This window comes from Paenibacillus eucommiae (assembly GCF_017874215.1).
GTDB classification, from domain to species: domain Bacteria; phylum Bacillota; class Bacilli; order Paenibacillales; family NBRC-103111; genus Paenibacillus_AI; species Paenibacillus_AI eucommiae.
The window spans coordinates 374,131-387,230 of sequence record NZ_JAGGLB010000001.1; the positions used below are offsets into that span (position 1 = coordinate 374,131).

Below are 13,100 nucleotides of genomic sequence, written 5' to 3' on the forward strand. Positions count from 1 at the left end.
TTTAGTCTGCTCACTACTACTTCGAGATTTGGGGAGGTTCTCCTTTATTCATGCCCAAATCGCCTTTATTCCTTTACACTCCCCATTACAATGCCTTTAATGAAAAACTTTTGCAGGAAGGGGTACACTGCCAGTATCGGAAAAGCGGCCACAAAAATTTGTGCTGCAATACTCGTGCGGTCGGATATAAGCGCCAGCAGCTGAATCTCCTGCGAGGTCAAATACCTCAGGTCTCTACTAATGACTATCGTCTGCAAAAATGTCTGCAAAGGATAATGCTCCGGCCGATTCATCAGCACCAATCCATCGAACCAGCTGTTCCAATGCATCACCATCGTAAACAAAATGAGCGTTGCCAAGGCAGGCATAGATAAGGGCACATAAATCTTCCAGATCGTTGTCCAGTGGCCTGCGCCGTCTATTTTGGCGGATTCGTCCAGTTCCTTCGGCAAATTGCGATAAAAGTTAAGCAGTAAAATAACATTAAAAACCGGAACGGCAGTCGGCAAAACGAGCGCCCAAATCGTATCCATTAACCCAACAGCCTTAATCGTCATATACCAGGGAATCAGTCCACCTCCAAAAAAAATCGTGAACACATAAAACCAGGCGTAAAAGGTCCGAAATTGAAACAGATTGGACTCCTTAGACAAAGGGTATGCCGTCAAAATAACGAGCAGCATACTGATCGTAGTGCCGAGAACGACCCGCTGAATCGAAATCCAGAAAGCCGTTAAATATTCGGTTTTATTTATAATATTTTGATAAGCTGCTGTTGTAAAGTTAATCGGCCATAAGGTAACCTCGCCGGCCGCCGCCGCTGCTCCAGAACTGAACGACAGGGCAAGAATATGAATTAACGGCAGCACGCATAACAGGGAAAGCACACCCAGGAAGGTATAGTTGAAGGCCATGAACATTTTTCTGCCAAGCGACATCTTGTAAGCCATCTTGTTCCACCCTCTTTCGTTAAAATATGCGGTAATTGGCCAACCGATAGGCCAAATAATAGGATGCAGCGACAAAGCCTAAGGAAACAACCGATTTCAAAAGTCCGACAGCCGTAGCAAAGCCGTACTGCACCTGCTGCAGTCCCATCCGATATACAAAGGTATCGATAATATCTCCGCTTTCATAAACCTGCGGGCTGTATAGGTTAAATATTTGATCAAAACCGGCATCCAGCACCCTTGCGAGACTTAAAGTCATCATTAACACGATGATTGGCGTCATTCCGGGCAGTGTAATATGCCAGGTTTGCTTCCAGCGGTTGGCTCCATCTATTTCTGCAGCTTCATATTGGGACGGATTGATGGAGGTCAGCGCTGCCAAGTAGACGATCGTGCTAAAGCCAAATTCCTTCCAAATGTCGGAGATGACCAGAACATAGGGAAACCAGAAATTATTGCCCAGAAAAAATATCGGCTTTATTCCCATCCATTGAAGAAGCTGGTTCACAATGCCTGTCGATGGCGAAAGAATATCGATCAGAATGCCTCCAAGCAGCACCCAGGACAGGAAATGTGGCAGGTACACGAGCGTTTGGAAGGTGCGTTTGAACATTTCTTTTTTTAATTCATTAAGCAGAATAGCAATGGTGATCGGAACGGCCAGCCCTCCAATAATTTTCAAGCACGCAATATAAATCGTATTATAAATGATTCGCGGAATGTCGGGATAATCCATTAGGTACTTGAAGTTCTTCAGTCCTACAAACGGCGAGCCGAATATCCCCTTCGTCGGGATAAATTTCTCAAAGGCAATCCATATCCCCGCCATTGGCACATAACTGAAAATGATCACGATGATTAAACTCGGTATAAGCATCACATGCAGCGGCCATTCCTTGGCAAACCTTTTCAATAACAACAGCGCAGCCTCCTTTAATAACAAGAAAAATGAGTACAGGGAAAAAGGGAAACCCGTAAGTAGCAATTTCCCCTTGAAAAAAATGACTTTATTGTACGGTTGGATCGTCAGTTTTTCGACACGGCTGCATACCAATCGTTAACTTCTTTCGTAATCGTTTCCCCGCCGAGATTTTGCCACTCTTGAACAAACTTATCGAACTCGTCGACGGAAACTTGATTCATAATAATCTTCATGAAAATTTCGTCCATTTTAGTTTGTAAAACAGCATTTTTCTCTGTCATCGTAGGCGTTTGAGCACCATAAAAAGCATCAAAATGATAACGATCCTCTTTTAAATACTGATTCATGATCGCAAATGTACCGCCTGGCTTGGAAATCGCCCAATCAAACCACATGCTGGCATCTCCGCTTACATATTTTTGCACATGATCATAACGCCCAAGCCGGTCTGCATTGTCTCCCAGCAAACTCGGATCCTTCGCCTCAATAGCTTTCGGCAGCAGCTCGCCTGCCTGCACATTCTGATCCTGCGAGTATACGAGTACAGGGTTTAGCATCCAATAATTTTGACCTTTATCTTCGAGACTATTTCCAAAGCTGTACACCTTATCTGCATCTGATGGAGCCTCCATAATTTGAATCCATTTATTCAGAATTTGAATGACGGCCTCAGGATTTTTGCAATCCTTGGATATAACCCAGTAGCTGCCGGCTGCCGATGCGACTTGCGTCTTGGCTGGCTGGGCATCGATTGAAACAATCGGGTAAGCTTCCCAGTCCTGCACCAATTTGCCGTCTTTAACCGCCGCTTCGGCAAGTGGATAGGAGCTTAGCCAAAATGCGCCATAGGCCATTCCGAGTTTATTGCCAGCGATCAGTTCATTCTCCTTGGCAGCGTCCTTAACGCCAAATTCCGGATCGATTTGCCCAGCGTTAAACATATCCTGAAGCTGCTTTAAAGCTGTCTTCATTTCAGGCTGTATACTGCCGTATACAAGCTTGCCATCGCTATTTTTAATCCATTGTCCCGGGTATGCTTTGTAACCATTGAAGAAACCTGTGAGGCCATAAGCAGGACTCCACAGCTCCTTTGTCAGCGTAAGTCCAAAAGATTTTCCAGTACCGCCAGGGTCCTGTTCCGTAAAGGCCTCGGAAATTTTGATGACATCCTGCATCGTTTTTGGCTCAGGAAGGTTTAACTGCTTCAACCAATCCTTACGAACCCATAAATAAGTAGAACCGTTAAAAGGACTGTCTGTTGCAGGGATCGCCATCAGCTTTCCGCCAAATTTGGCAGAATTCATCTGATTGCCTCCGTCTTTCGTCAGAAACGCCTTGGTTGCATCCGTAGCCGTCTTGTCATAGACGCTTGAGATATCCATGATCATATCCGCTTCGATCAGCTGCTGCAGCTGTGTGCTTGAAACGACCATAAAATCGGGAATATCGTTGGAGGCAATGCTCATTTTCAGCTTTTGCTCATATTGTGCGCCATCGGCCACCCAGAGATTTTTGACTGCAACGCCCAGCTCTTTTTCATAAGCATCGTATACGGCATTTTTATCCATCGTTTCCCCTGCGTCAAACTTGATCTCCTTGTGACTCGACCTAATCGTCGTCAGCTCTACCGTCTGCTTTCCCGCTTCGGGAGTCGCTGTTGAGGCATCTGTCGCTGCAGGCTTCTTGGTTCCTTCACTAGTACTGGCTGGACTGCCTCCACATGCGGATACCAGAACCATAACAGCCATCATCAAGCATAACAACGGTATTCTTTTCATTTTATTCATTCACAATCCCCCTGATTTATATTGGATTCGTTCCTAGGCGAGCGACGACCCATGTGTTTATTATAGAGACACCTGATCCTCTCTTCCATATACTTATGTTGACATTCGTATACATTCATTGATGAGGTTTGTTTGGGAAAGCGCGACATAGATGAAGATCGATTTGTAAGGGATTTAAGTGAGGGACAAGAACTGAGTAGTCATTAGGAGAGAGAATCTGGAGATACATTAGAAAAACAAGAGGATAAAAAAGTGGAAAAAGCGCTCTATCTTTGATAGTGTAAGAGGTGACATCTGATGCCAGAGCCAGACGTAACGGAAAGGAGATGTTCAGCATGGCACAAAACCGCCGCTTAGAAACCGACGAGGATTTGCAGGAAGTACTTGATAGCCAAGCCAAAGTGCGGGTTTTCCTCGATGGTCATATCGTCGATTCAGGCGGAACCATCGTCCGTTATACGGAAGAGGTTGTTGTGATTCAGACCACAGTCAGCCAGTTCGCCTATCATCAAAGAGATACTTGCGAGTTTTTCGAGATGAAGAAACGATAAATGTATGGGAAATTAGCATAAACGGGCCGGAGATGCTAAAGCTTCTGCGACTTTAACGATGTTTTTCATCACTAAAAGATGGATTTCCGGAGAATCCTACTCTTTAGTGATGTTTTATATCGTTAAAGCTAAGTAAAGCCGTCATTGCTGCCTGCTTCGGGCACTTTAACGATGTTTTTCATCGTTAAGTGCGACAATTCTGGCAGAATACACGCAATAGCGATGTTTTTCATCATTATTTCTTGTTAGGCCCCGGGTGCAGGCGCGAAATCAACCCAAAAGCCCACATCTTCTAAATATTATCTTCCAAATATAGCTTAAGCATAGGGGCTATAAAAGAATCAAATTTGTCATAGTCATCAAGACCAATCCATGCAATTTCTATGATATCTTGATTAGATTCATCCTCAGTATCAAGAAAGAGTTCTCCAGCTATGATTTCGGCTGAATATGTGTATTTTTCGTTCTTTTCATGCAGCAGCCCGGTTATCCTAATGTCATACCCGGTTTCTTCCTTTACTTCCCTGATACAGGCTTGTTCAGGAGTTTCATTTTCTTCGATACCTCCACCCGGAAAATTCCAAACGATATCTCCTCGCTGAACAAACTGCTTCACCATTAACACACGATTACTTTGAATGATGATTCCTTGAGCTATCAATAGTTGAGCCCCCCGTTTTTAGAGTAGTACTACGTCCTCATCCTTGCAGCATCAACCATCCCACGAAAGCGAACAAACGATCCTATTCCACTATAACAAATTTCTGAAATAGCAACAATAGCACGCGAGTCTAAAGATGGAGTTGGCCGAAGCAGGTCATGGATAGTTGGTTGCCATAAATAACGTCAGTGATGTCCGTAAGCATTTTGCTCTCGGGCTTTTCAACAAGGTTCCACCTTTTCGTGTACTTGCGGATTTTTCGAAATGAAAAATAAAGCTGCACGAACGAATCGAATACAATTCGTCCACACAGCTTATCCTTTCCCCCAAGACAACTTCCCCCAGAACTACTACTGGTCTAATCGTCTGTGAAACACTCTCATGCTGAGCGCAGGAATGCTGCCTTCAACGAGAAAACGCTTGTCAACGCTGCTGACACTTTTGACGATTTTGACCCTGTCTACGCTGTCTACACTTTCTACACTTTCTACACTGTTGACGATATTGCTGCTGAACACGACTTCTTTCCCCTGTGGCTCCAATCGGCTGTACGCCAGCCATTCACCACGTAGTCCCTCACCTGACAGCTCGATCGCCTCGACTTCATCCAGCGAGTTATTGACGACAGCAATCGTATGCCTGTCACTCGATTGAAAATCATACACCGCCACATGCGAGGAGTAGCTTGTAATCATAAGCGTTGGCTGCTCGCTGAAACTCTGCAAGACTTCCTGGATAACGGCGCGCCGAATCGGATTCTGCATCGCTCCATCCCCAGGGTAAGGCAAAATAAATATCCGCTCTCCCACTACCGTCATTCCCGTACATACACGATCACCCCGAGCGTTGTAAATCTGAGAGATAACTGTCGCTGCTTCTTGCTCATATTGAATATCCAGACAAGTTCCCAGGCCCAGGTAAGGCCTCATGCGCGCTTCCTGCATGCCGGTGTATTCACGTCCGTTAGAGATTTTCTCATAGGATAGGCCCTGACGCCATGATGCCTGTGTAATTCCACATAAAGAGCCGAGTCCCATTTCATAAAGCGTGTAGACCGCATCACCTTCCAGCAATACGCAATGACTCGCAAATAGTTCGCGGATCTTGGCTTCATCATAATTGCGCAGGACTTGTCCCGATAGCGCCACTACACCTTGTCTTTGAGGCCACTCTACCGCATAAGAGTTCGCTATGCCATAAGCAGATAGCAGACTGGACCAGAACGTCTCCTTCGGATACAACCCTTCCATCGATGCCGATGATTTCTTGCTCGTCTGCAGCGTATAGGCTGAGGTTTCATTTACGAGCACCTGTACCCCGGCCTGGTCTTGCACATGTAGATCCATAGAAGCTACAGCTTCCAGGAAATCTTTTTCCTCGTTCAACCATCGATCATGCTGCTCTTGTGGATACATGCCATTTCCGACCATATCTATAATATTCAGCGTCACACCCCGGCTGCCCAGAAGCAGAGAGGTTTCCACCTGGTATTTCTGAAAAGTCTGCGACTTGGAATAAGACGTATACGGAACATTCTCCAGCTCGGGATACATCTCCGTATGAGCAGGAATGAAAGCAGCCGTCAAACGCGACACCGCGTTAAAATTCCACGCATACTGAATGCCGCTAGTTTCACCATACGCAGGCAAATGAGGACGAATGATCGCAGACTGACTGCCATCGAAGGCTTCGAAAAGCCCCTTCCAATCCCGTGCTTCCGCAGCATGTGTGCTCGGATCGCTTGTCATGAGGCCAATCCGTGTCTCTGGGGATACCCGATGTACGGCTTCGCCTATTTCCGCGGCTAAATCTATGATGGTTTGCCTGCAAGTATCTAGCCAGATGCGCCGATAGGCATGCGGATCTCCCGGAGCCAGCAGCCCCTGGACAAAAGCCTCCCGTTCCATCGTTTCGGTCCCAGCCTGCTTGGCAAATTCCCGCAAATGCTCCTCACAGAAGCAGCCGCCCCAGCTCAACGGAGCATGATTATGAAAGCGAAAATCATCTTCCACCCACAAAGAGTAAGGATGTAAAGTCGCATAATAGGCATACATTTCAGTTATATAACTGCGCCACTCCGGACAAAGCGGGCACACTACTACAGATGAGCTGTTACCATACGGATCTACCATTTTGTGAAAGTTATGACCCTCTTGCGGCGTATTATCAACATCATCGTGTAGCAGCGAGTTCAGCGGGTTGATCGAAGTCCGCACACCCATTGGCTCCAATAAAACCTGAGCCCGCGCAATTGCATCCATCCAAGGCTTTGTTTCTTCTATAGTACCGTGGTTCAAATTTAACGGATTAATAAAAAACATAACATCATCAATCCTCGCCTTACGGCAAAAATCGATCAAAGCTTGAATTCGTTCCTCTTCTCCATGACCCGGCTGCAAAGCATAACGCAGCATATAGGCGTATCCTGACATAAGTGACTCTCCTTTTTAATTCGCTGATTCGGATTCATACGAACATTATAGAGGTAACTTTGGACTATTACTATACACATGTGTTTACATTCATGCACAATCCTTGACAACGACTGTAAAAACATCTTTTTGTTTCTACTATACTTTTATTATTTTTTTACTACTCTTTATAACCTATTTTTTATAGCCAACCACAGTGTCCACGAATCTTTCTCTACAATTGGGAATGCAATATGTTCAAGTTTTTTTCCAATAAATAATACCAGCTCATCAAGCTCATTGTCCGATAATTCATGAAGAATGGAACGTCCTGTCCGTTGAAGCAAGTCTTTACTTAATGTTTCAAAATCGTCGTAAACACGTCGCGTCTCCCAGAACTGTACCTCTTTCGCTATTCTAAATCCATTAGACTCAAGTGCACTGCGAACTTTAAGGGAATCGTGTCTCCGGGATACTTCCTTTGGAATCAAAGCAGGATACTTTTCAAAAAAATAACCCCGAATGTGATTCTCATCACCTGGCAGTATGCAATCTTCGGGGGTCCGATCTTGTACCAAACAGGCACCATCGTTTTTCAAAATACGGTTCGCTTCTTTAAAACAACGATTCAAATCATCCAAATGATGGATTAAAGCCCTTTCCAAAACCAAATCAAATTGGTTCGCAGGCAGCTTTGAATCGTAAGCATCTCCTTGAAAAAATGCAACATTCTCTATCCCCTCACAGTTCAAGGAAGCACCTTTTAACATTTCCTCTGAAAAATCCACACCTGTGACATGCGATGCCCCCAAGCTAACCAAGGCTTTTGTGTAAATCCCCCCACCGCAGCCGATATCAACAACCTCTTTATTGGAGACATCGATAACTTCTTTAATGCGCGTGAGCCAGGATTCATCGGCAGTCCTTGTTGTATAGGTCAGTCTGTTTTGTTCATCGTGAAAGTTTATTGGCATATAGGTCGCTCCCCTACAAAAAAAGTTCCATCAAGTGAAACTAAGTTTCATTTACATCAAGGGTAATTATAGCACACATCCATAAAATTCCAAACATATACGTATGTATTTTTTTATTGAGATGCTTTATTAAAAAAATGTGGTAAGATAAAACAAATATTTATCTAGAACAAAAATTAATATGTTAAAGATAATGAGGTCGTTATGGATAATAATCAGCTGCGGACAGAAATTATGGAGTTTCACGAAAAGCCAAAAAGACTCATTTATTTTGTAATTTGGCTTGGAATCTTGTTTTACAGCTCCATTGCTATAATGGCCGCCATACGCACAGGATGGATAACAGGCTCTATTCTGCTAATGGCTGTTTCCTTAATTGCAACAACAGCTTCATTCGCAGTAATCATTTATGTAATTCAAAAATACTTAACGAGAAAGTGGTTCGTTCTGCTGCTCCTTGTAACCAGCCTGGGCTTACGAATCATATGGGCTGTCGGAATTGATACACCGATCACTTCGGATTTCAGCGTAATGTATCAATCGGCCGTACAGGGAGCCTCTGGAGATTACTCATTCGCGAACAGTGAATATTATGTGAGATGGGGTTACCAGCTTGGCTTTGCTCTTTATGAATCGCTGATTTTAACCCTGTTCGGCAATCACGTGCTTGTTCTTGAATGTCTGAATTGCGTCTACCAGACGATTACAGTTTATCTTGTATACCGCATGGCTGCTATACTGTTCGGTGAATTCGGTGGCAGGATTGCAGGAATCTTCTATGCTTTATATGTGCCCAACATATTGCTGTGTTCTATTTTATCGAATCAGCATTTATCCATTTTATTTTTTGTGCTGGGCTGTTACCTGGGTATTAAATATCGGACAAATCGCCGCAGTTACGCTGTGATGGCAGTAGCATTATGCTTTGGCTTAGGACACATTATCCGCCCGGTAGGGTCTGTCTATCTTATGTGCTTCATCGCTTTCCTCGTCATCTCTGAATGGAGGGCATCGGGGCTTGCCTGGTCTCGCTTCTGGATTCTGACCCGCAAGCTAATCAGCTTAATTGCAGTCTATTTCCTATTCCTGCAGGCTGTTAATCTGGCTTTGATCGGGTCTGGCATCTCTGACCTGCCCTTGGGAAGCCGTGAGCCTTATTGGAAGTTCATGGTTGGACTGAATGCGGAGTCGCATGGATTCTGGTCTGATGCGGATGCCCGTTATGTCGTGCAATACTCCATTGGTGAAGAGCGCAATCAGGCTGAGCTGGCTTTAATCAAGGAGCGTATAGAAAATCCGGTAAAGCTAACTTGGCTGTTCATACGCAAATTTGCAATTATGTGGGGAGGTGAGGACGCAGCGGCCAGTTGGAGCTTGGAGGGGCTAAATTTGCCTGGATGGGAACGAGTGTTGACGATTATTGAGCGGTGCCAATATATTGTAATCGCTGTATGCGGAACACTAACGTTGCTGCAGCTGCTGAGAAATCAGCGGTCCAAGGAAAAGAAAGAATATGAAGGGCTGCCTTCAACGCTTATTCTGCCTTTGCTTCTTCTCTTTTGTTATGCGTCATTGCACCTGTTCATTGAGATTCAAATTCGCTACAGACTGGATATCATGCCTCATTTTATTGTTTTGGCGGGTGCGGGTGGCCGGTATTTAATGGTTAATTGGTGGAAGAAGAGCAGTCAAGAAAACCACCAAGCGAAAAAGCAATCGCAAGGTGGTTAACCATTTATTATCCTTTAACCGATCCCTCGGTTAGTCCTGAAATAAATTGCTTTTGCATAAGCAGATATAACAAAAATATAGGGAATGAAGCCAGCACCACCAGAGCAAAAATGTCCTCCCAATTGGTACTGTACTGGCCAACAGCGCGAAAAATCCCCGTAGTTACTGTATAACCCTTGGTCGAGCCCAAAATAATAAGAGGATTGATAAAATCATTCCAAATCCACAAGCTAAGAAAGATGACACAAGAAGCAGTGGCAGGACGCAGAAGCGGAAAAATAATCCGCCAAAATATCGTGAAATGACTAGCCCCATCCATCCGTGCCGACTCGTCCAGCTCCTTGGATATCGTGCGGATATGTCCGACGTAAATAAATACAGTGAACGGGACATAGAACCCGATATTGTAGAGAATAAGCCCCTGCGGAGTAAACATGAGCCCAAACTTCGCCAGCACCTGCACGAGCGGGATCAAAATAACCTGCGGCGGGATCATAAGACCTGACAGCAGAATCAAATACGAAACGGATAAAAACTTGTTTTTATTCCGGGCAAAAACAAACGACATCATCGAACAAATAAAAATGAGCAAAATAACGGAAACCACTGTGATGAAAATCGAAGTTTGATAAGCTTTGAAAATATTAAAGGAAGACGTTATCGCCGACCGGCTGAAATTATCGAGTGTGAAACGGCCGAGCGGCAGCGATAAGGGATTACTGAGAATATCGGCCCTCGTTTTAAAAGCATTGACCAGTGCAATATAGAACGGAATCAGAAGAACGAGCGAGAGCGCCAGCAAAAAAACGTGCCGAATGGCTTCCAGCCTGTTGGTTGCCGCATTCATAATATGCGCTCCTCCCTTCTTCGTAGAAAGACAGTCAATGAAATAGCCAGAATACCTACCAGGACTAACATGTATACGGCCAAGCTGGATGAGTAGCTCAACCGGTTGGCACTGAATCCGACGCGTACGACTTGATAGGCTATCGTTTCAGTAGCGCGTGCCGGCCCGCCATAAGTTAACACGGCAACCAAATCGTATTCCCGCATCATGCCAGTGAACATAAACACGACGCTCATAGTTAACGCGGGAGCCAGCATCGGGAAAGTTACGTTCGTAAACTGCTGCCACCTTGAAGCTCCGTCGATATTGGCGGCATCGTACAATTCCCCCGGCACGGTCTGAAGACCAGCCAGGTAAATCACAATAACGAACCCTGTGTTTTGCCAAATTGCCAAGCACGTAATCGTAATAACGCCAAGCTGTGGATCACCCAGAAATTCAATGCGTTCGAGACTCAGATGCTCCAGCAAATTATTCAACAAACCGTTATAGCTCAAAATACTTTTCCAAATAAAACCTACAGCGACAGGGCTGATCAGCAGCGGGAAGAAAAATACCGAACGGTAGAAGTTGGTCATTCTTCCTTTTTTATTCAGTAATACAGCAAACAAAATACCGAGTACATTGACACAAAAAGTCGCGGTTATCGAAATAAACAGGGTCACTTTTAACGCACGGCCAAAATCCTTATCATGCAGCGCTTCGATATAATTTTCCAGACCCACATACTGATACACACGGTCAATCCCATTCCAATTGAAGAAAGAATAATAAAACAGCAATAAAATCGGAATGAGCAAAAATAAGAAATAAATGATATAGCCTGGTGCAAACATCCATATATAGGACCAATTATAGGCATAGGACTGATTCCTTATTTTCTTCAACTCTGTCACCACCCTCTTGCAGTTGTCCTTGATGCCCTATAGCTGCTGCTTTATTTTTCGTTCTTATCCCAATATTCATCCAGGGACTGCATTTCTTTGGCGACATCCGCATTGCCGAGCAAAATGTTCTGGGCTACTTTGTCATACTGATTCTGAAGTCCGGATACAGGAATTTTACCGGCCTTGAGGCTCCAGTGGCCTGACATTAAAGGGAAGTCCTTCAGCATTTCGGCAATTTCCAATTGAAGCGGAGACATATCCCACTGAACGGGATCCTTCAGACTTGAAAATGAGCCATCCGCCTGCAGAAAGCCTTTGAGCGCTTCCGGGTCAAGTGCTATGTACTTGGCGAACTTTAATGCTGCTTCGGGATTTTTGCTGTTTTTCGAAACGGAGTATCCGCCTACATTTTCGCCGCCCACGAGCGACTTGGAGCCATCCTTTGTCGGTGCCGGAAATACGCCTACTTCAAAATCCTTAACCGCCTTCGCTTCTGCTGCGGAGAACCAGACGCCCATCGGGTACATCGCCCCGTTGCCCTTGAGGAATTCTTGCTCTACGGCCGCATAGTCAATGCTGAGTACACCCTTGTTGAAGTAACCTTTATTCACAAGACCCGCATAATATTGCGCAGCTTCCATCCAGCCCGGATCGCTAAATTTCACTTTATCGTCATAACGGTCGGCATACCAATTCGGTTGATCCTTATAAACTGTCGGTGAGGTCAAGAGAGACATTTGGAACCCGGATACCCAATCCCCGGAGCCTAGAAGAGGTGTGATGCCTTTCTCCTTCAGCTTCGCGCTTACGGCCTCAAGCTCAGCCCAGGTTGTCGGCAGTGCCGTAATACCGGCATCAGCGAACAATTTTTTGTTATAAAAAATAAAGGAATGCGGCTCTCTGATCGGCGAAATGTTGTAAAGTTTGCCATCTATGAAGTCGTTTTGGTAATTGTTGATTTTCTCGATCTCGCTATCGACTGGAATTTCCAGCAATGCATCGGCGTCTACAAACAGCTTTGTCGTCGCATTCTGAATTATATCAGGGAAATCTCCTGCGGCAAGCAGTGTTTTCAAATAGTTGTCGGGTGTTCCCTCGTTAGCCGGAGGCTGAATTGTGGTGACCTTGATGTCGGGGTTGACCGCTTCGAACTTTTTGATAATGCCGTCATAATATTCCTTAGTCAGGTTCGGAGTGATCCACAGCTGGAACACAACCTCCTGCTTTTCACCGCCATTTTCATTGCCCGCTCCAGCTGTCCCCTGCCCATTCTTGGTCTTGCTTCCTTCGCTGCCGCATGCAGCCAAACTGATTACCAGCATGATAGCAATCAAAGTAACCATGAACTTTTTCAATTGACTTCCCCCTCTATTGTCTTT

General features: G+C 45.0%; 11 protein-coding genes. 2 read left to right on the forward strand and 9 right to left on the reverse strand.

Annotation, left to right across the window (positions count from 1 at the left end):
• Positions 1–65 precede the first annotated feature (65 nt).
• From J2Z66_RS01200 to J2Z66_RS01210, 3 genes are all read right to left on the reverse strand, one after another.
• Entirely contained in the window at positions 66–950 is an 885-nt protein-coding gene (locus tag J2Z66_RS01200; protein WP_209968863.1) for a carbohydrate ABC transporter permease, read from the reverse strand.
• A 19-nt stretch (positions 951–969) separates the two neighbouring features.
• Entirely contained in the window at positions 970–1,827 is an 858-nt protein-coding gene (locus tag J2Z66_RS01205; protein WP_209969518.1) for an ABC transporter permease, read from the reverse strand.
• A 149-nt stretch (positions 1,828–1,976) separates the two neighbouring features.
• The gene (locus J2Z66_RS01210) at positions 1,977–3,659 is read right to left on the reverse strand and encodes an extracellular solute-binding protein (protein WP_245375187.1); all 1,683 of its coding nucleotides are present in this window, start codon (positions 3,657–3,659) and stop codon (positions 1,977–1,979) included.
• Between the two features lie 335 nt (positions 3,660–3,994).
• Between J2Z66_RS01210 and J2Z66_RS01215 the strand changes: the two genes are divergently transcribed.
• Positions 3,995–4,210, forward strand: coding sequence for a hypothetical protein (locus tag J2Z66_RS01215; protein WP_209968866.1), 216 nt, complete (start codon positions 3,995–3,997; stop codon positions 4,208–4,210).
• Positions 4,211–4,502: 292 nt separating this feature from the next.
• Here the strand turns inward: J2Z66_RS01215 and J2Z66_RS01220 are convergent, their stop codons facing one another.
• The 3 genes from J2Z66_RS01220 to J2Z66_RS01230 all read right to left on the reverse strand — a co-directional run bounded on the left by J2Z66_RS01220 (position 4,503) and on the right by J2Z66_RS01230 (position 8,256).
• Positions 4,503–4,871 (reverse strand): NUDIX hydrolase, encoded by a 369-nt coding sequence (locus J2Z66_RS01220; RefSeq protein ID WP_209968869.1) that lies wholly within the window; start codon positions 4,869–4,871, stop codon positions 4,503–4,505.
• A 350-nt stretch (positions 4,872–5,221) separates the two neighbouring features.
• On the reverse strand, positions 5,222–7,303 hold the full coding sequence (locus tag J2Z66_RS01225; protein WP_209968872.1) for a hypothetical protein: 2,082 nt from the start codon (positions 7,301–7,303) through the stop codon (positions 5,222–5,224).
• Between the two features lie 167 nt (positions 7,304–7,470).
• On the reverse strand, positions 7,471–8,256 hold the full coding sequence (locus J2Z66_RS01230; protein WP_209968875.1) for a class I SAM-dependent methyltransferase: 786 nt from the start codon (positions 8,254–8,256) through the stop codon (positions 7,471–7,473).
• Positions 8,257–8,460: 204 nt separating this feature from the next.
• Between J2Z66_RS01230 and J2Z66_RS01235 the strand changes: the two genes are divergently transcribed.
• The gene (locus J2Z66_RS01235) at positions 8,461–9,987 is read left to right on the forward strand and encodes a glycosyltransferase family 39 protein (RefSeq protein ID WP_209968877.1); all 1,527 of its coding nucleotides are present in this window, start codon (positions 8,461–8,463) and stop codon (positions 9,985–9,987) included.
• A gap of 7 nt (positions 9,988–9,994) precedes the next feature.
• Here the strand turns inward: J2Z66_RS01235 and J2Z66_RS01240 are convergent, their stop codons facing one another.
• The 3 genes from J2Z66_RS01240 to J2Z66_RS01250 are packed head-to-tail and all read right to left on the reverse strand — an operon-like array spanning position 9,995 to position 13,076.
• Positions 9,995–10,834, reverse strand: coding sequence for a carbohydrate ABC transporter permease (locus tag J2Z66_RS01240; RefSeq protein WP_209968881.1), 840 nt, complete (start codon positions 10,832–10,834; stop codon positions 9,995–9,997).
• Positions 10,831–11,721 (reverse strand): carbohydrate ABC transporter permease, encoded by an 891-nt coding sequence (locus J2Z66_RS01245; protein WP_209968884.1) that lies wholly within the window; start codon positions 11,719–11,721, stop codon positions 10,831–10,833. Before J2Z66_RS01245 ends, J2Z66_RS01240 begins: the two co-directional genes overlap by 4 nt.
• Before the next feature lie 50 nt (positions 11,722–11,771).
• On the reverse strand, positions 11,772–13,076 hold the full coding sequence (locus J2Z66_RS01250) for an ABC transporter substrate-binding protein (RefSeq protein WP_209968887.1): 1,305 nt from the start codon (positions 13,074–13,076) through the stop codon (positions 11,772–11,774).
• Positions 13,077–13,100: the final 24 nt, after the last annotated feature.